Genomic DNA, 19070 nt, shown 5'->3' with positions numbered 1-19070 from the left:
TTAAGCGCTCGTATCCAACGTTTCAAAGGTTTTCACCAGTTCATCAAGCTGCTTCATTTGCTTTAAGAAGGGAGCTAATTTGCCTAACGGCAAAGCGCAAGGGCCGTCGCATTTTGCCTGATCTGGTGTAGGGTGAGTTTCTAGAAACAAGCTTGAAAGACCAAGCGACATACCCGCACGAGCCAGCTCGGTTACTTGAGCACGGCGACCATCAGCAGAATCTTCACGGCCTCCAGGGCGCTGCAAAGCATGGGTCACATCGAACATCACGGGGTATTCGAATTTTTTCATCTCCCCAAAGCCCAACATATCCACAACTAGGTTGTTGTAACCCATCATAGTACCGCGTTCGCACAACATTAAATGGCTGTTGCCCGCCTCTTCACATTTCTTCAGAATGTGCTTCATTTCATGAGGTGCCAGAAATTGCGCTTTCTTGATATTAATCACCGCGCCTGTTTGCGCCATGGCAACCACAAGGTCTGTTTGACGAGATAAGAAAGCGGGCAGTTGAATGACATCCGCCACTTCCGCCACAGGCGCACACTGGAAGGTCTCGTGCACATCGGTAATCACAGGCACATCAAAGGTTTCTTTGATTTCTTGAAGAATTTTTAACCCTTCTTCCATACCTGGGCCACGGTAGGAATTGATGGAAGAACGGTTTGCCTTATCAAACGAGCCTTTGAACACATAAGGAATGCCCAAAGCCTCCGTCACCTTGACATGCTCTTCCGCAACACGCATGGCCATATCGCGAGATTCCAGTACATTCATACCACTGAACAATACAAAAGGAAGATGGTTTGCGACTTCAATGTTGTCGCCGATTTTAATGATCTTGTTACCGTGAGACATGGTAATTTTCCTATAAATTCAATATGGACGTTCACATAAAACCGCTGTAAACATCAAACATTCATCGACAGCCACAAGGCTTATCGGTCGTAGATTTCCAGCAAACCAGTCAAATTGCCCTGATCGTTGACAACCACCAGCAAGGTGATTTTGTCACGCAGCATTTGCTCTTCTGCTTGGACAATCATGACGTTCTCATTAATAGTTTTCGGTTTTGCTGTCATCAATTCAGACATCGGCTTGTGTATCATCCCTTCACTTTCTTTGAGCATAGCACGACGTAAATCCCCATCGGTGAAGATACCGAGTAAATGGCCTTTGTCTTGAATAATCACCACCCCCATACGACCATGAGTCATCACTGAGATGGCTTCTTTTAACCTGGTCTCTGGCGCACAAACTGGCAAATTGTCTTTGTGCATTAAGTCTTTTACACGGGTCAGTAATTTACGTCCTAAGCTGCCGCCTGGATGAAAACGCGCAAAGTCTTGCGGCTGGAAGTTGCGACATTCCATCAAAGCCACCGCCAATGCATCCCCCATAGCGGTGGTCATGGTCGTCGACGTAGTGGGGGCAAGATTATTAGGGCAGGTTTCTCTGTCCACGGAAATATCCAGTACACAGTCACAATGTTTTGCCAACGTTGAGTCGAGATTACCCACCATTGCAATACATGGGTTACCAAAGTCTTTTAGGGAAGGCAGCAAGCGTATCAGTTCCTCAGTTTCTCCTGAAAAACTGATCAAGAGTAAGACGTCTTGTGGCTGAATCATCCCTAAATCACCATGAAACGCCTCACTAGGATGAAGAAAAAAACTTGGGGTTCCGGTAGAAGCCAGGGTTGCCGCAATTTTTTTACCAATGTGACCGGATTTTCCCATACCACAAATGATGGCGCGCCCTTCGCTCGCAAGAATCATGCGAACGGCTTTGGCAAACTCCTCGGTCACTTGATTGGCAAGGTTCTGCAAGGATTGAGCTTGAGTCGATAAAGTGTGTCGAGCACTCTCGATGAGAGCGTCAGAGTGAATACTCTTAATAGAGGACGTATTGCTCATATGACTTCTCTGAATAATTAAGTGCATTGATTATACAGAGGTCAGAGTGAGTCGCCTACCATCGCAGACACTTTTACCCAAAGCACTGCGATAGCAGACCAAGACTCCTAGAGCAATATCAAGAAATTCGTCTATTCATCGCCTCCCAAGCCCCTTTATTTAAGACAACTTGAGAACTGATGACTCAGTGATTTTAAGAAATCAAAATAGGCATTTGGGCTTAATTTAATATCTGAACCCAGCGGATCCAACACTGCCGTATTAACCTTAGTACCACTTAGCAAGGTCTTCACAATAGCGGGGCTAAATTGTGGTTCACTGAACACACATTTCACATTATGCTCGGTGATTTCTTCACGCAACTCCGCCACTTTTTTCGCGCCAGGCTGACGTTCAGGGCTAACCGTAATGGCGCCAGCATGATTCAATCCATAATGATGCTCAAAATACCCATAGCCATCGTGGAAAACGATGTAAGGCACACCATGAACGGCTTGCATGGCTTTTTTAATTTGCGCATCCGTCGCCGCCAACTTGGTTTCAAAGGTTTGTAAATTAGCCTGATAATAACTGGCATTAGCGGCATCCAACTTAGACAAACGTTTGGTCACGGCTTCTGCTAACACTTTGGCATTATTAGGCAACATCCAGACATGTGGATTCACCCCTTCATGGTGATGACCGTCATCGTGATGATGCTCTTCGTGGTCTTCATCATGATGGTCGTCCTCATGGTGATCAACCTCTTCCATATGTCCATGATCCTCTTCGTCACCATGGTGATGGTCATGATCATGCCCTTTGGCAAAGTTCTCGAGAGTCATGCCATTCAAGGTTAACCACTCAATAGAGGATTTTTCTTTACCCGCATTTTCCAACGGTTTCTCCAGAAAACGCTCTAGAGACTCTCCGACCCAAACCACCACATCCGCTTGGCCTATTTTACGCAAGTCAGAGGGGCGCATGGCAAAATCATGAGGAGATGCCGTACTAGAGACAATTTGTTCAATATTCGCACGGTCTCCAGCAATGGCTTCCACGACCATAGACACAGGTTTAATACTGGTTACGATCGTTGGTTTCGCCAACACCATAGGCGATAACACCGATGCACTAAGCGCCATCAATAGCTTATTCATTACTTACCTCAATCCTATTAGATATAAATTACGTTATAACGTAACAGTATAGTAAAGAATAATGATTTTCAAGTCACATCCCTGTGCTATGACCTCTTCCATCAAAATCACAAAAATAGTATTAGGAGGTTAATTCAAACGCTAAAGAATTAATGGCAATAGGACGCACTACCAAGCCAGCTCGTTGACCGATCGGCACCTTCGCATTCGGAAACACAATGGCATCGCCTGTTTTCGTAATGCGATATCCATCAGCTGAAGAAGTCACCAACTCATAGCCTTCTTCAAAATCAGTGAAGTTTTCCTCATCTTCTGCAATGGTCAGTTGATAATCATCAGCATTTTTTACCAAAGCATCTTGAACAGCAAAGACCTGAATCGACGATAAATCCCCCTGTGCTAACGTCGCGTTTTCTAGCAAGATAATGAGCGCCTTTTGTATCTGTGTAAAACTCGACAAGTCATTTTCACCAAAAGGATGCACTTTACCTAACTCAATCGTAAAGCTATTGGCGCGGTGGGCGGCATAGGAATAATAAGAAAAGGTGGTGGTTGGCTGGTGCGACAAGAGGACTGCTTCAATCCCAGAGGCAACTAAGAATCCAAACTGAGCATGTTGATAAACGGGCTCCTCCATAAAAGGATGCACCGCAAATTTTTCGTATTTAGAACCACGGATAGCAGTGTGTAGATCATAATGCAATCGCAACGTGCAATGAGAATCTTGTGCATAAAAATCGCTTACAGCCTTTTCCAGTCGCTCTGCTCGGCGAGCTTCACTGCTTCCAAGACCTTCTTCATTCGTTAAATATTGTTGCCAAGCCCCATTGAACAGTCGGTTTAAATTCACCTCACAAAATCGAGTAGCTTGATTAGCAGACACCGGGTTACCAATCACCACCAGTAGACGTATCGCTAAAGATAACTTACCCGATAAAATGTTTTTTACCAGTTGATTCACCAACTCTATCGGTCCCGTTTCATTACCATGAATCCCCACCGACAAAACTAAGCTAACTGGATCATTAGATAACCGAGTAGACATCGGTTCAAAACGAAAAATCCCTGTATCTACAACAAAACCAACACCACCAGGAAAAACAAACTCAAACGGGTCGAGATGCGTTGGATTAGACAGCGTCAGGGCTAAAATATCGTTATCAGAAATCTGCACAGTATCATGTCCCATAATGATTAAATGTTTCTAAGCACAATGCTTACACCACTATGATAAGGCTTTCTTAATTCATGACTCAACCATTACACAATCTATCCAGCTCTTTCTATCGAAAAGATCTGCCTTTTCCCGCATGAGGTGATTGCCCCTTTTCATTCCAGTAGTTTTTTTGCAAATGCTTTTCTTTCATGGCAAATGCCGATACCCTTTATCATGCGCTTTTTTATAGCCAATTCACTTTATTACCTGAGAGCCTTATGTCTACCACCGATGAAATCATTACACTTGTTGATAAAAACAACACGGTTATTGGCGAAGTTGCACGCCACTTAATGAAATTTGGTGAAGACTACCACCGTGTCACCTATATTCTTGTCTTTAATACCAAGGGCAACTTACTCATTCAAAAGCGCACAGATAATAAAGCTTTTTGCCCCGGTTTTTATGGTGTCGCGACGGGGGGTGTGGTCGAAACAGGGGAATCTTACATAGAGTCTGCTCATCGCGAGCTAAAAGAAGAAATGGGCTTTGATGCCGACCTTACCTCCCACGGCATTTTTTATACTGAAGGCACTGGGTTTAAAATTTGGGGCAAAATCTATAGCTGCTGCTATGATGAAAGTATTCACGGCTCGTTAGTATTACAAGCCAAAGAAGTGGCTTCCGTGCATGAAATGAGTATCGATGAAGTATTGAACAATGATGACCAATTATCATTTACGCCGGATTCATTGGATGCCTTATATCATTATGCCCATAAACTCACTGCCCCGTCACCGAGTGACCCAGAGTAACCCACCTTCTGAAAAAACACTCTTAAAATATACCTACCTGAGTGTTTTCTTAGCCCTTTTTTGCCTACCCGCATTCGCCCAAGAACGCTGGCAAAGTGATGCTTACATAACACAAAGTTTTATAAAAATCGCCCTTGAGCGAGAATATAAAGAAACCAAACACCCCAAGTTGGTACGTTGGGAAAAGCCAATTTCTGTTTACGTTGAAAGTGATACTGGCGATTCACAACTACAACTTGACCTACTAACGACTCAAATGGGCCACCTTGCCTATATTTCAGGCATGCCCATCCATTTTACCAAGCAGGCGAAGGGAGCAGGCATTCTTGTCATTTTTACCCAGTACAAAAATGTTGAAGACAAAGTCCGTCAATACATTGGAAATCCAGATAAAATACGCAAAGCACTTAATGAAGCCGTCTGCTTGGGTAACTTCCGCCTCAATCAACGCCATGAAATAACAAGAGGAACCATCATTATCCCCGTAGATTATGCTCGAGAAAAAGCACGATTATTAGACTGTGTGGTAGAAGAAATCACTCAATTGCTTGGTCTACCAAATGATTCTGATGAGGTTTTTCCTTCCGTCTTTAATGATCACAGCATCGACACCTATCTCAGCCCATTAGATTATATTCTGTTAAAAGCCCTCTACTCCCCCTACTTAAAACCTGGCATGACAGTCAAACAAGTCAAAGCAGCGTTTCCTAACGTACTCAAGGAGTTGCATCAATCAGGCGATATTGAACACGCTTTACAGAGGGTGCAAATACACAGTTTGAGACGTTATGTGGGCGACTAATGCATGCGATAAATCAATGCAATTGGTCTTTATCACGCTATTTGGCATAAATTAGGTTTATTGAATCTGCTTTTCTAAATCAACTTAGGTAAAATAAAGCAACAAACAATTTCCAGTGGAGAGTCTGAATGTTTCCTGAGCTTAAAAATGATCGCTTTTTACGCGCCCTACTCAAACAGCCGGTCGATACCACCCCCGTCTGGATGATGCGCCAAGCTGGCCGCTACCTACCAGAATACCGTGCAAGTCGGGCCACAGCAGGTGACTTTTTAAGTCTGTGCAAAAATGACGCCTTTGCCTGTGAAGTAACTCTGCAGCCCCTGGAACGCTATGACCTAGACGCAGCTATTTTGTTTTCGGACATTTTAACCATTCCAGACGCTATGGGATTAGGTTTGTATTTTGAAACAGGTGAAGGTCCAAAATTCAAGCATACCGTTCGCTCCCAAGCGGATATGGAAGCACTTCCTGTCACCTCAGCGGATGATCTAGATTATGTCATGAAGGCCGTCACCACCATTCGTCATGCTCTGAATGGCCGTGTACCGCTAATTGGTTTTTCCGGAAGCCCATGGACGCTAGCAACCTACATGGTAGAAGGCGGCTCCAGCAAGGATTTTCGCCATATCAAAGGAATGATGTACCAAAGCCCTGAAGTGCTCCATGGTTTGCTAGACAAACTCGCAAAATCCGTTACGGCTTATTTAAATGGACAGATCAAAGCGGGTGCCCAAGCAGTACAAATTTTTGATACTTGGGGTGGCGCTTTAAGTGGCCCAATGTATCAACAGTTCTCTTTGCTTTATATGAAACAGATTCTAGACGGACTAATTCGTGAGCACGAAGGCAAACGCATCCCTGTGATCATGTTTACCAAGAATGGCGGACAATGGTTAGAAAACATGGCTGCAACTGGCCCAGATGCACTAGGCTTGGACTGGACAACCGATATCGCGGAAGCCCGTGCACGAGTGGGCGAAAAAGTAGCACTACAAGGCAACATTGACCCTTGTGTTTTATACGCTGATAAGGACGTCATCGAACGAGAAGTAGAGTTGGTACTGTCTGGCTACGGCCATGGTACAGGCCATGTGTTTAACCTCGGCCATGGTATTCACCAGTTTGTTAACCCAGATCACCCTAAGTATCTGATCGATGCGGTCCATGAATTAGGTAGAAAATATCACGAGCCGTTGTCTGAGGATTTGGATGCTCTAAATAATTTGGATTAATTTAGGCCTTTTAACAAGCAAATGGCACCTATAAAATAGTCATCGTATTGATCAACACGGTGGCTATTTTATCTTATCGCATTTCATTCAATCTCTCCTCAACCCAACCTATGCTCTTTGAATAATCATGCAGCAAGCAAGTCCAGTAAGCGACGCGCGCACAATTCATCAACCTTATGCTTTTGTTCACTCCATTTACCATTACGCTTACGCACAACACAGTGAAACAACTCATTCACATAACAACAGACGTGATCACAACCATATTGATCCAACCAAGATAAACGTCCTAATGACTGATCATGACCTACCGCTAGAACAACAAAACGCAGTTGTAATGGGTATTTGTCCTGCTGTAAAAAAAGCGTGGCAAGATTTTGCGGTGTCGTATGCTGAGACAATCGAACATTCGCCCGCTCATAAAGAACAGATCGAATACGCTTTATAAAGCTATCTATCCCCTGCTCAAATGCCATAACGCCCTCTACTTCGCTCATACCTCCTCCCCTCTAAATTCCAACTCCGCAAAATTAATATAGCGCATAATTCACGAGCAAGTGGCGACTTTTACAAGAGAGTGTTACTTTTAGCCTATAGAACCTGTTTTGTATGGAGAGAAAAATGAAGTTAATTACAGCGATTATTAAACCCTTCAAGTTAGATGAAGTTCGTGAAGCCCTGTCTGAAATAGGTATTAGCGGCATAACGGTGACAGAAGTAAAAGGGTTTGGCCGCCAAAGAGGTCATACAGAACTATACCGTGGTGCAGAATACGTCGTCGATTTTCTACCAAAGGTAAAATTGGAATTGGCCGTTGATGACGGTGAGCTAGACAAAGCCATTGAAGCCATTAAAAACAGCGCCAATTCTGGCAAGATTGGGGATGGAAAAATATTTGTGTCTGAACTTGAACAAGTTATTCGAATTCGCACGGGGGAAACCGGTGCAGATGCAATTTAATCAAATCTATCTCTAGCCATGTATCACGTGACCGAACCTTATTGAGAATTGCTTTATATAGGCAGTTGAAACAAAAAAGAGGCTATAACAGACCTCTTTTTTGTTTTACACCTTAGTCTTGTCAAATATTAGCCTTTATCTGGCACCTTAATCGACACCGTTCCAAGGTAACGGTTTTGACGTTTCTCTACCTGACGGAAGATAGCGATAATTACCATACTGATGGCTAAATAAATCCCTCCCGCAGCCAGAAATATCTCAATCGGCGTATAAGTACGAGCAATAATGGTTCGCGCCATCCCAGTTAAGTCCAATATCGTAATGGTACTCGCTAAGGCACTGCCTTTGAGCATTAAAATAATTTCATTCCCATAAGCAGGTAAGACGATGCCAAATGCACGAGGCAACAGAACACGACGATACATCTGAGCCTTTGTCATGCCAACCACTTTACACGCTTCCACTTCCCCTTCAGGAATTGCTTGGATTGCGCCACGAAAGATTTCAGCGGTGTACGCTGAGGTATTTAAGGTAAAGGCGATAATGGCACACCAATAGGGCTCACGAAGTATCGGCCATAAAAAGCTCTCACGAACCACATCGAACTGCGATGCACCGTAGTAAACTAAGAAAATCTGAACCAACAGAGGTGTACCGCGAAAAAAGAAGATATAAGCGTAAGGGAACCCTTTAATCCACCAATTTTGAGATATACGTGCCAGCGCAATAGGCAAGGCAACAAGCGCCCCCAATACAACAGACAATGCAACCAACTGCACGCTAACCCAAGCACCTTCTAATAAACGAGGGAAATACTCGACTACCACTGAAAAATCCATCGTTTACCCTCTTCTCATGCCGCGACTGGCGCGTTTTTCTAACCATGTAACAACCACCATTGAAATAATGGTGAGTAGCAAATACATTATCGCGGCGGTGGCGTAAAATAAAAAAGGCTGTTTAGTGCTGCTCACGGCAATATTAGCTTTACGCATGATGTCGTCCAAGCCAACAATCGATACCAGTGCCGTATCCTTTAGCAACACCAAAAATAAATTTCCCAATCCCGGTAAAGCAACGCGCCATACTTGCGGCAAGATAATTCGCTGGAACTTTCTAAACGCGCCCATACCTAGCGCCGTCGCCGCTTCGTGCTGACCTTTGGGAATCGACTGCAGAGCACCACGAAAGACTTCAGTAGCATAAGCCCCAAAGGTTAAACCTAAAGCTGTCACACCCGCCGTAAATGGGCCAACTTCAATATAGTCGTCGTAACCAAACTGGCTAGCGATAGCCATCAATACAATGGTTGCCCCAAAGTAAATAATCAATACAGTGAGCAACTCTGGAATACCACGGACAATGGTGGTGTAAATGGTTGCAAGCCAACGTAATGGCGCAATAGATGACAACTTAGCCGCCGCCCCTAACAAGCCCAATACAAGACCCACACCCAAAGAAGCCATTGCCAGCTCCACGGTTATCAATGCGCCTTGTAAAAGCTGATCACCGAATCCATGAAGATCAATCATATAAACATCTCAGAATAAGCTAGAAAATTAAAAACCTTTGGTGAAAACCACCAAAGGTTTTTTATCATCGCTATCTAGTCAGCTAACGCTTAGTAGATAGAGAACGGGAAGTACTTAGCATTGATTTTCTGGTAAGTACCGTTTTCGCGAATGTCTTTAATCGCTTTATTAAGCTGATCTTTCAACTTGGTATCACCTTTTCGTACCGCAATGCCGATCCGATCAGTTTTCAAGAAGGCTTTGCCTTTAAATTCAAACTTGCCGCCTTTTCCTGATGTTTTCAGCCAGTTGTAAGTAGGTAACTCATCAGACAATACGATGTCTAAACGGCCAGACTCAAGGTCTAGGTAGACGTTGTCTTGGTTATCGTATAGCTTAATATTAGCGGTTTTGCCGTAATGATCTTCGAGATACTGGGCGGCCACTGTCGCACGCTGCGCACCGATGGTTTTACCTGATAAATCCTTCAGATTAAAGTTCTTGCCAACTAGCCCCATAAAGCGCACACCACCAGAGTAATACTTATTCGTGAAAGCCACGACTTTCTCACGCTCTGGTGTAATCGACATGGAGGCAATGATAGCATCGTATTTATGGACTTTAAGACCAGGAATCAAACCATCCCAATCTTGAGTCACAATTTCACACTTCGCCTTCAAGTCTTTACACAAAGCATGAGCAATATCGACATCAAAACCAACTGGTTTGCCAGTATTATCCATATAATTAAACGGAGCGAATGCCCCTTCTGTCGCAAAGCGAATAGTTTCTTGCGCTTGAACCATAACAGAAGACAACAAGGCGCCAGTCACTAGCACAGAACCCAATACGATTTTTTTTAATGTCATAATATTCCCCTTTTAAAACGCACAATGATTGCAGTACGCACAATGAATAACGCACCTACAACCGTCCTTTCACAACGAAAAAATAATTAATAGCAAGTACTTACCTACTTCATATCTACTAAGAGAGTCATTCCAAAGAGACAGGTAAACTAATAAGTACTGGATAAGAACGTTCTACAGCGCTCAGAATCAGGCGAGTTAAACACCTTATCTGGTGTGCCTTTTTCCTCGACCACGCCTTTATGTAGGAACACCACTTCACTGGACACTTCCTTGGCGAAGCTCATTTCATGGGTAACAATAAGCATGGTCCGACCCTCTTCGGCCAGTTTTCGCATAACCCCCAATACTTCCCCAACTAACTCAGGGTCAAGGGCTGAAGTAGGCTCATCAAACAAAATAACCTGTGGATCCATGGCCAAGGTACGAGCAATAGCCACACGCTGTTGCTGCCCACCTGACAACTGATTCGGATACATATGCTTTTTATCTGCAATCCCTACTTTATTAAGTAAGTGTTCAGCATAGTCCATAACCTCATGTTTCGGGCGTTTCAATACATGAGACGGCCCTTCCATAACATTCTGCAGCACTGTCATATGGGGCCACAAATTGAAGCTCTGAAAAACAAAGCCAATTTGCTGACGCATTTTTGTCAATTGCTTCATATCAGCTGCGGCCAAATCACGACCACTTGATGTTAACTTTAATGATTCACCATTAAAGATAATTTCACCTTTAGTTGGGTTCTCAAGCAAATTAATACAGCGTAAAAAGGTACTTTTACCTGACCCACTGGAACCAAGAATGGATATAACATCCCCATCATAAGCTTTCAGACTAATGCCTTTGAGTACCTCTACATCTGTAAATGTCTTATGTATATCAATGAGCTCTAGCGCAGGGGCTTTCGACATTGTTCATTACCTTTTAAAATTTCAGCTTAACTTTTGTTTTGGTGTTCAAACACACTCTGTGCCCACATCCAACTCTTCTGTCTTAGAGAGGCCATATTGGCAGGGTCTAACACCTCTGACATAACACCACGATGTAAAAGGGGCGTATTCTAAATTATTTTCGCCACAGTTGTCTTTTATTCCTGTCCGATTGAACAGGTGGATAGGCCTTAATCTGCAAATTTTTACGTTCATCTCTTGGGGTGACGCCAAAAAACCCCTTATAAGTGGTACTAAAATGGGGTGCCGTAGTAAAACCACATTCAAACCCCACCTCCATAATCGACTTGTCTGTTTTCATTAAAAGCTGCTTAGCGTGCTTGAGGCGTAACTCAAGATAGTAGCGGGATGGCACAACGTCCAGGTTTTGTTTAAAAAGCCGTTCTAAATGACGTCGAGATACACCAACATGGTAAGCAATATCATCCGATGAGAGGGGCTCACGAATATTCGCTTCCATCAACTGCACCGCTTCCACCAACTTAGGTTGTCCCGTTCCAATTCTCGCCTGCAATGGGATTCTCTGAGGATCGTCATGCATACGAATGCGCTCACAAACAAACTGTTCTGAAATACTACTGGCCAATGTCATCCCATGTTGCTTACCGATCAAAAACAGCATCATATCCATGGCAGCAGATCCCCCACTACAGGTAAAGCGATCTCGATCAACCTCAAACAGGTGATTCGACACAATGATGTTAGGAAACTCATCACGCAAATTCGCCATATCCCACCAATGAATGGTCGCACGATAATCACTTAACAGCCCGGATTTGGCTAATAAGTAACTTCCCGTACAAATCCCTCCGAGACTAACACCCTGTTTTGCTTGTTTCTTCAGCCAAATTTCTAAACTTTTACTTTCGTTTTGTGTCACAGGGGAGGCTCCACACACAAAAATTGCATCTAAGTCCCTAGGAGCGTCACTGGTTAAGTAGTCGGTAAGCGTGCTAATACCTGTATTGGAAGGGATTGACTGTTTCTCATGACCAATCGTACAAAAGCCATAAAGTTCTTTCCCTGTCACCCAGTTCGCCATATGTAAGGTTTCGATGGCAGAAGAAAAACCCAGCATGGAATAGTTCGGCAATAGTAGAAAACCGTATTTTTGCGGCTTTTTACTCGCCTGCATGATTTCTCGTGATGCGAATTCGTTCTTGTACAATTTATTATCCTGCGATCAGTAGATAAATTAGAGCATTATTTCGTTTAAAATGAATGTAGACATGATGATTTGCTAAAAACACACATTCTCTGGTGAATGACACCAGACACAGCAAACAAATGTCGCAATCACGAAATTAATATAGTTTTAATAGAGTATACTTTTATTAACAGACACTCGCATCAAAAACTAAAAGTTTCGTTATTTGCTAACTACAGCTAGATTTATCAGAATCAGAACGCCAAGTGAGGAAAAGTTCTAATGATTGACAACAAAAAAAACGAAATAATAGATCGCATTGAAGCTGAAATCAGAGACAATTTTAGTGCAAGTGAAGCCCAATACATCAGCAATCTAACGCGTCTTTATTTTCGGGATGCTTTAGAAGAAGACATGGTCAATGAACCCATAGAGAATTTATACGGCACCATCATTTGCCTATGGGACTTTTTACAACTGCGTACTGGTAACCAGCCTAAGGTTCGGGTTTACAACCCCAATTTTGAAGAGCACAGCTGGCAATCCACTCATACCGTTATCGAGATCCTAACCGATGACATGCCATTTTTAGTGTCTTCCTTTAACATGGCGTTAGTTCGCCTTGGGCACACCATCCACTTAACGGCCCACCCTGTTATCCAAGTTAAGCGAAATAAAAAAGGGGAGTTGGAGGAAGTTGCCGAAACCATTAATAACGGCATTACAGAAGCCCTGATGCGGTTTGAAATTGATCGCTTATCCGATACTAACCTGCTTGATGACATCAAAGAAGAACTGCTTAACAGTTTAGCCGACGTCAAAAAAACCGTCGAAGACTGGTCTCTCATGCAAAAGAAACTCAACGAAGCCATCGCTGAGTCAGAAAAAATCTCACATTTAAAAGACAAAGATAACCATCAGGAAAACTTAGATTTTCTACGCTGGGTTGGTAACAACCACTTCACGTTTATCGGCTTCCGTGCCTACGATCTGGTTAAAGAAAAAGATGAAACACACCTTAAGTTAGTCGATGGCTCGGGTCTTGGTACTTTCCGTGACACTAATGATAAGAAAGTGAAACGCGATATTGTCCTAAACGATGATCTTGCAGGTCTAGCCGTCGACCCAGACAATATTCTGATTTTGACCAAATCAACCGCCATTTCTACCGTTCACCGCCCTGTTCACCTTGATTACCTTGGCATCAAACGTTTTGACAAAAAAGGAGAAGTTATTGGTGAATGGCGTTTCTTTGGGTTGTACTCCTCTGCCGCTTATATCGCGCGTATGCAAGACGTTCCACTACTTCGCAAAAAATTGGCGCACATTATTGAAAAAGCCAATGTGGATCCAAACAGTCATAAAGGAAAAAATTTAAAACACATTCTAAATAGCTACCCTCGTGACGAAATGCTACACGCTCCCGTAGAAGAGCTTTACGGCATCATTGAAAGAATCCTTGCGATACAAGAGCGTCGTCAACTACGAGTCTTCATTCGTAAAGACATTTATGGCCGCTTCTTAAATGCCCTAGTTTATGTACCACGGGATCGTTACAACACTGAGATCCGCATCAAAATGCAAGACATCTTGATGAATGCTTGCAACGGCACCAGTGCAGAGTTCAATGTCCAATTCTCGCAAATGGTATTGGCCCGCGTTAACTTCACGATCCAAATTGCCGATCCTAAAAACAGCCCAGATGTCGATGTAGATGACATTCAGCGTAAAATGCAAGAAGCGATGAGCTCTTGGGATGATAAGTTACTCACTGCATTACAAACCAGTAATGGAGAAGAAGGTGGTAATAATCTATACGCACAATACGCGCCTTACCTACCCGCTGCTTACCACGAAGATTTCTCCCCCAATGCTGCCGTATTGGACATTGAACGCTTAAACTCGTTAGCGGGCGAAGGCGATATCAGCACTCATCTATACCGCCAAGTAGGACAAAGCAAAAACCACTACTTCTTTAAAGTCTATGGCTCTGGTACCACACTAGTATTATCAGACGTTCTCCCTATTTTAGAATGCATGGGACTACGTGTTTTAGAAGCTCGTCCCTATGAGTTGGACAACCATGAAGAAAACATCAAAAATACTTGGATTGTCGAATTCGCTATCAGCGTTGACGCTGATGTGAACCTTGAGAAAAATGCCCAACGCGAGTCCTTCCAAGAAGCGTTTAGCCAAGTATTCAGTCGCCGTGTTGAAAATGATCGCTTCAATGCCCTAGTGCTGGATGCCTCCCTCACATGGCGTCAAGTGACTATGTTGCGCGCTTTAACTAAGTACTTGATGCAGCTACAAGTCCCCTTCTCTGTGCAGTATATGCAGCAAACTCTGGAGAAAAATGCCAACATCGCTCGTTTACTTGTGCAATTATTCGAGCAGCGCTTTGATCCAAACCAAACCACTAAGCGAGAAGAAAAAGTCCAAAAACTGCTTGAGAAGATTGAAGCCGCACTAGATCAAGTGGCCAACCTTGATGAAGACCGTATTTTGAAACATTACCTGTCCGTTGTTCAGGCAATGATTCGTACTAACTTCTACCAGCCCGATGAAAATGGCAACATCAAAGACTACGTGTCATTTAAGCTGGATCCATCCATGATTCCAGCCGTACCACTACCTCGCCCTAAATTCGAAATCTTCGTTTATGCGCCTTGGGTCGAAGGGGTGCACATGCGTGGCGGCAAAGTCGCGCGTGGTGGTTTACGCTGGTCTGACCGTATGGAAGACTTCCGCACCGAAGTGCTTGGCTTAGTCAAAGCACAAATGGTGAAAAACGCCGTAATCGTTCCAACTGGTGCAAAAGGTGGCTTCGTCGCCAAACAATTAAAGAAAAACGCCTCTCGTGAAGACATTCAGGCCGAAGTCATACGTTGTTACACCACCTTTATTAGTGGTTTACTCGATATCACAGACAACCTAGTTCAAAACAAATTAGTCCCACCTGTCTGCGTTGAGCGTTATGACGAAGACGATCCCTACTTGGTTGTCGCCGCCGATAAAGGCACCGCGACCTTCTCAGATTTGGCGAATAGCATTTCAGCAAAATACGGTTTCTGGTTAGGTGACGCCTTTGCTTCTGGTGGTTCTAACGGATACGACCATAAGAAAATGGGGATTACCGCTCGTGGAGCATGGGAATCCGTCAAACGTCAATTCAAAGAAATCGGCATCGATTGTCAAACCACTGACTTTACGGCGGTTGGCATCGGTGATATGGCAGGGGATGTATTTGGTAATGGTATGCTGCTGTCAAAACATACCAAGTTGATTGCGGCCTTCAACCACATGCATATTTTCATTGATCCAACACCGGATCTAGAAACCTCATTCGCTGAACGTGAACGCATCTTTAAACTGCCACGGTCTTCTTGGGAAGATTACAATAAAGAATTGATTTCTAAAGGGGGTGGCATTTTCAACCGTTCGGCAAAATCCATTCCGATCAACGCAGACATTCGTAAAGCCTTAGGAATCGAAGGCAACATGAAATCCATGGCCCCTACGGATCTGATCAACGCCATTCTCAAAGCGCCTGTCGACTTATTGTGGAACGGTGGTATCGGAACTTATGTCAAAGCTGAGAGCGAAACACATGCAGATGTAGGCGATAGCGGTAATAACTCGTTACGTGTTGATGGTAAAGAACTTCGTTGTAAGATTGTTGGCGAAGGCGGTAACTTGGGCCTAACACAACGCGGTCGTATTGAATTTGCTCAAAATGGTGGTTTAATTAGTACCGATGCCATCGACAACTCAGCTGGCGTGGACAGCTCTGACCACGAAGTGAACATTAAGATTCTGCTAAACCGTGTAGTTGAAAACGGCGACATGACGGAGAAGCAACGTAACACTTTATTGGCTGAAATGACCGACGAAGTGGGCAGCTTGGTATTGCGTCATAACTTGGGTCAAAGCCACGTTTTATCGCTTGCGAACTCACAAGCAACGGAACGCTTAGCAGACCATTGGCGTTTGATTCAATCCTTGGTTCGTGAAGGCCGTCTAAACCGTGAAATCGAATTTCTACCAAGCGATGGGCAAATAAAGAAACGCATGAATAAAGGACAAGGCTTAACGCGTCCTGAAATTTCTGTGCTGCTGGCCTACTCTAAGATCAAGCTGTCTGAGCAATTAGTTGAAGACGGTATTGGCGAAGACCCTGACTTACTAACACAAATTCATCAATACTTCCCAACCCAATTGGGTAAGCGCTTTGATAATCAAATGGCGTCTCACCCCTTATTACAAGAGATTATTGCCGGCCACGTTACTAATAATATTGGTAATCGCATGGGCCCAACCTTCAGTACTTACGTACAAGAAGAAACCAGTGCATCGGCCTTAAATTTAGTACGTGCCTACATGGCCGCAGAAGACATTTTTGGCATCCCTGGACTTTGGGATGCAATTAATGACTTGGATTTCAAAGTCAATAATGGTCTCTTAAATAAACTCCTGATTCGCATTCAAAACTTACTTGAACACGCAACACTATGGTTACTGCGTAATACACGAGAAAGCTTATCTATTCAAAAACTGAAAGACACATATAAGCCAGGTGTGGAAATCATTCGAGCCAATATGCAAGCCATTTTGACCGAGCCTAGCCAACAACATCTAACGGACATCACAATGGAGCTGGCTGCGCAAGGTATCCCTGAGGACATTGCCCATCAAATCTCTTCGTTGCACTACCTGTTCTATGGATTAGACATTATTCGGGTTGCCGCCAACACAGACAAAGAAGTATTGGATGTGGCACAAACCTACTTCGCTCTAGAAATGGATCTTGAGCTACATTGGTTACGTCATAGTGTTAGTGAATTGGTTGCTAGCGACATGTGGCAACGTCGTGCAAAAGCAGGCTTGGGAGACGAAGTTGATAACAGCTTAAGAACCCTCACTCAAGAAGTCATTCAATCCAGCCCTGATATCAAGGAACAGGAAGAAAGATTGGCCCATTGGCGCGAACAGAACAGCGATAACATTCAGCATTACAGAACGACCTTCGGAGAAATCAAATCCGAGTCGGATTTAACGCTTGCAATGATCACTGTTGCTATTCGTGAGCTGAGAAATCTGATATAAACCAAAGGGCGACTGGTATCACAGTCGCCCATTTTAACGAGGTATATAAAAGTGACAGAACAAGTAACGAGAGCAACATTTGACGAAGTAATGTTTCCTAACTACGCCCCCTCTGCGATTATTCCAGTACGTGGCGAAGGCTCTCGCGTATGGGATCAAGAAGGCAAAGAATATATCGATTTTGCAGGCGGCATCGCCGTTACTGCATTGGGGCATTCTCACCCAACATTGGTCAACGTCATGCGCGAACAAGCAGGACAACTTTGGCATTTAGCCAACATCATGACCAATGAGCCAGCATTGCGATTAGCAAAAAAGCTAACCGAAAAAACCTTTGCTGATCGAGTATTCTTCTGTAACTCAGGAGGAGAAGCCAACGAAGCAGCGTTTAAATTGGCTCGTCGTTACGCGTTTGATCATTTTGGTCCAGAAAAGAACGAAATTATCTCTTTCTACCAATCATTCCATGGGCGTACTTTGTTCACTGTCTCTGTCGGTGGCCAACCTAAGTACAAAGAAGGGTTTGAGCCAACGCCAAAAGGCATCACTCACTGTCATTTCAATGATATTGAAGAGCTCAAATCGCTGATTTCCGACAAGACCTGTGCCGTTGTCATGGAGCCTATTCAAGGGGAAGGTGGAATTATTCCTGCTGACAAAACCTTTGCTAAACAAGTACGTGAGTTATGTGATCAACACAACGCCTTACTGGTATACGATGAAGTACAATCTGGTGTGGGTCGTTCAGGCACTTTTTTCGCTTACGAACAGCTTGGTGTCACACCAGACATTCTAACGTCTGCAAAAGCGCTGGGTAACGGCTTCCCCGTTGCGGCGATGATAGCAAAAGACAATGTCGCACAAAGTTTTGTCTTTGGCACCCATGGTAGCACCTATGGCGGCAACCCAATGGCCTGCGCCATTGCCGAAGCAGTCATTGATATTATCACCACACCAGAAGTGCTTGATGGTGTTAACAAGCGTCACGACTTATTTGTTGAAGGCCTTAACGCCATAAATGAAAAGTACCATGTCTTCAAAGACATTCGTGGTATGGGCTTATTGATGGGTGCAGAAGTTGTCGAGCAGTTTGCTGGTAACGCCAAAGCCTTTTTAACCGCTGCAGCAGAAGAAGGTTTATTTGTACTGGTTGCTGGCCCTAACGTGATTCGTTTCGCTCCGTCTTTGATCATTCCTGAGGAAGATATTAAAGAAGGTTTGGCTCGTCTTGATCGCGCTATTGCCAAAGTACTGGCAAACTAATCAACAGGCTTATCGTTAGATGACTTTTCAAAAATCGGACTTAGGTCCGATTTTTTTATGTCTAAAAAAACGAACAGTATCATCCAGATTATTATTCAACGATCTCTTTCTATTATCATATTTAGATTCGACCCAAGACTAAAAACATTGTTTCCTAACAACGTACAGAGTCTTTAAACATTGAATACTCTTCAGAAT

General features: G+C 43.7%; 16 protein-coding genes. 6 read left to right on the top strand and 10 right to left on the bottom strand.

Translation table 11 applies throughout. The features are described from left to right. From kdsA to astE, 4 genes are all read right to left on the bottom strand, one after another. Positions 1-858, bottom strand: coding sequence for a 3-deoxy-8-phosphooctulonate synthase (gene kdsA / locus MSP8886_RS12110; protein ID WP_067016759.1), 858 nt, complete (start codon positions 856-858; stop codon positions 1-3). A gap of 80 nt (positions 859-938) precedes the next feature. Then, a complete protein-coding gene (locus MSP8886_RS12105; RefSeq protein WP_067016758.1) occupies positions 939-1916 on the bottom strand; it encodes a KpsF/GutQ family sugar-phosphate isomerase in 978 nt (325 codons plus the stop codon). 155 nt (positions 1917-2071) lie between these two features. After that, entirely contained in the window at positions 2072-3055 is a 984-nt protein-coding gene (gene znuA / locus MSP8886_RS12100) for a zinc ABC transporter substrate-binding protein ZnuA (RefSeq protein ID WP_067016756.1), read from the bottom strand. A gap of 121 nt (positions 3056-3176) precedes the next feature. Continuing rightward, positions 3177-4229, bottom strand: a complete 1053-nt coding sequence (gene astE, locus MSP8886_RS12095) for a succinylglutamate desuccinylase (protein WP_083200947.1) — start codon at positions 4227-4229, stop codon at positions 3177-3179. 260 nt (positions 4230-4489) lie between these two features. Here astE and MSP8886_RS12090 point away from each other — a divergent pair, with 260 nt between their 5' ends. The 3 genes from MSP8886_RS12090 (at position 4490) to hemE (ending at position 7060) form a co-directional block, all read left to right on the top strand. Beyond that, positions 4490-5026 (top strand): NUDIX hydrolase, encoded by a 537-nt coding sequence (locus tag MSP8886_RS12090; protein WP_067017120.1) that lies wholly within the window; start codon positions 4490-4492, stop codon positions 5024-5026. Beyond that, on the top strand, positions 4968-5828 hold the full coding sequence (locus MSP8886_RS12085; RefSeq protein WP_245659094.1) for a DUF2927 domain-containing protein: 861 nt from the start codon (positions 4968-4970) through the stop codon (positions 5826-5828). The genes MSP8886_RS12090 and MSP8886_RS12085 overlap by 59 nt, the downstream gene beginning before the upstream one ends. Before the next feature lie 128 nt (positions 5829-5956). Further along, entirely contained in the window at positions 5957-7060 is a 1104-nt protein-coding gene (gene hemE / locus MSP8886_RS12080) for a uroporphyrinogen decarboxylase (RefSeq protein ID WP_067016751.1), read from the top strand. Positions 7061-7185: 125 nt separating this feature from the next. Here the strand turns inward: hemE and MSP8886_RS12075 are convergent, their stop codons facing one another. Continuing rightward, positions 7186-7557 (bottom strand): hypothetical protein, encoded by a 372-nt coding sequence (locus tag MSP8886_RS12075; RefSeq protein ID WP_067016749.1) that lies wholly within the window; start codon positions 7555-7557, stop codon positions 7186-7188. A gap of 124 nt (positions 7558-7681) precedes the next feature. Here MSP8886_RS12075 and MSP8886_RS12070 point away from each other — a divergent pair, with 124 nt between their 5' ends. After that, positions 7682-8020: a P-II family nitrogen regulator gene (locus MSP8886_RS12070; RefSeq protein WP_067016747.1), complete on the top strand. Its 339-nt coding sequence runs from the start codon at positions 7682-7684 to the stop codon at positions 8018-8020. A 128-nt stretch (positions 8021-8148) separates the two neighbouring features. Here the strand turns inward: MSP8886_RS12070 and MSP8886_RS12065 are convergent, their stop codons facing one another. The 5 genes from MSP8886_RS12065 to MSP8886_RS12045 all read right to left on the bottom strand — a co-directional run bounded on the left by MSP8886_RS12065 (position 8149) and on the right by MSP8886_RS12045 (position 12491). Next, a complete protein-coding gene (locus tag MSP8886_RS12065) occupies positions 8149-8859 on the bottom strand; it encodes an ABC transporter permease (protein ID WP_067016745.1) in 711 nt (236 codons plus the stop codon). 3 nt (positions 8860-8862) lie between these two features. Beyond that, entirely contained in the window at positions 8863-9552 is a 690-nt protein-coding gene (locus MSP8886_RS12060) for an ABC transporter permease (protein ID WP_067016744.1), read from the bottom strand. An 89-nt stretch (positions 9553-9641) separates the two neighbouring features. After that, positions 9642-10400, bottom strand: coding sequence for an ABC transporter substrate-binding protein (locus MSP8886_RS12055; protein ID WP_067016742.1), 759 nt, complete (start codon positions 10398-10400; stop codon positions 9642-9644). A 149-nt stretch (positions 10401-10549) separates the two neighbouring features. Continuing rightward, positions 10550-11317 carry an ABC transporter ATP-binding protein gene (locus MSP8886_RS12050; RefSeq protein WP_067016740.1) on the bottom strand — a complete coding sequence of 256 codons (768 nt, stop codon included), beginning with the start codon at positions 11315-11317 and terminating at the stop codon, positions 10550-10552. Between the two features lie 154 nt (positions 11318-11471). Beyond that, positions 11472-12491, bottom strand: a complete 1020-nt coding sequence (locus tag MSP8886_RS12045) for a GlxA family transcriptional regulator (RefSeq protein ID WP_067016737.1) — start codon at positions 12489-12491, stop codon at positions 11472-11474. A 294-nt stretch (positions 12492-12785) separates the two neighbouring features. Between MSP8886_RS12045 and MSP8886_RS12040 the strand changes: the two genes are divergently transcribed. Together MSP8886_RS12040 and MSP8886_RS12035 are read left to right on the top strand one after the other, a co-directional pair. Continuing rightward, positions 12786-17609 carry an NAD-glutamate dehydrogenase gene (locus tag MSP8886_RS12040; protein WP_067016735.1) on the top strand — a complete coding sequence of 1608 codons (4824 nt, stop codon included), beginning with the start codon at positions 12786-12788 and terminating at the stop codon, positions 17607-17609. Positions 17610-17660: 51 nt separating this feature from the next. After that, positions 17661-18872, top strand: a complete 1212-nt coding sequence (locus MSP8886_RS12035; protein ID WP_083200936.1) for an aspartate aminotransferase family protein — start codon at positions 17661-17663, stop codon at positions 18870-18872. Positions 18873-19070: the final 198 nt, after the last annotated feature.

Origin of the sequence: Marinomonas spartinae (assembly GCF_900089775.1) — a bacterium.
GTDB lineage: Bacteria > Pseudomonadota > Gammaproteobacteria > Pseudomonadales > Marinomonadaceae > Marinomonas > Marinomonas spartinae.
Note: the sequence above shows the minus strand (reverse complement) of the source record. Positions and strands in the feature narration are given on the sequence as shown.

Coding starts and splice junctions, on each gene's coding strand:
- kdsA (WP_067016759.1), bottom strand. CDS start 858: ATGTCTCACGGTAACAAGATCATTAAAATCGGCGACAACATTGAAGTC.
- MSP8886_RS12105 (WP_067016758.1), bottom strand. CDS start 1,916: ATGAGCAATACGTCCTCTATTAAGAGTATTCACTCTGACGCTCTCATC.
- znuA (WP_067016756.1), bottom strand. CDS start 3,055: ATGAATAAGCTATTGATGGCGCTTAGTGCATCGGTGTTATCGCCTATG.
- MSP8886_RS12090 (WP_067017120.1), top strand. CDS start 4,490: ATGTCTACCACCGATGAAATCATTACACTTGTTGATAAAAACAACACG.
- MSP8886_RS12085 (WP_245659094.1), top strand. CDS start 4,968: ATGCCTTATATCATTATGCCCATAAACTCACTGCCCCGTCACCGAGTG.
- hemE (WP_067016751.1), top strand. CDS start 5,957: ATGTTTCCTGAGCTTAAAAATGATCGCTTTTTACGCGCCCTACTCAAA.
- MSP8886_RS12075 (WP_067016749.1), bottom strand. CDS start 7,557: ATGAGCGAAGTAGAGGGCGTTATGGCATTTGAGCAGGGGATAGATAGC.
- MSP8886_RS12070 (WP_067016747.1), top strand. CDS start 7,682: ATGAAGTTAATTACAGCGATTATTAAACCCTTCAAGTTAGATGAAGTT.
- MSP8886_RS12065 (WP_067016745.1), bottom strand. CDS start 8,859: ATGGATTTTTCAGTGGTAGTCGAGTATTTCCCTCGTTTATTAGAAGGT.
- MSP8886_RS12060 (WP_067016744.1), bottom strand. CDS start 9,552: ATGATTGATCTTCATGGATTCGGTGATCAGCTTTTACAAGGCGCATTG.
- MSP8886_RS12055 (WP_067016742.1), bottom strand. CDS start 10,400: ATGACATTAAAAAAAATCGTATTGGGTTCTGTGCTAGTGACTGGCGCC.
- MSP8886_RS12050 (WP_067016740.1), bottom strand. CDS start 11,317: ATGTCGAAAGCCCCTGCGCTAGAGCTCATTGATATACATAAGACATTT.
- MSP8886_RS12045 (WP_067016737.1), bottom strand. CDS start 12,491: ATGCAGGCGAGTAAAAAGCCGCAAAAATACGGTTTTCTACTATTGCCG.
- MSP8886_RS12040 (WP_067016735.1), top strand. CDS start 12,786: ATGATTGACAACAAAAAAAACGAAATAATAGATCGCATTGAAGCTGAA.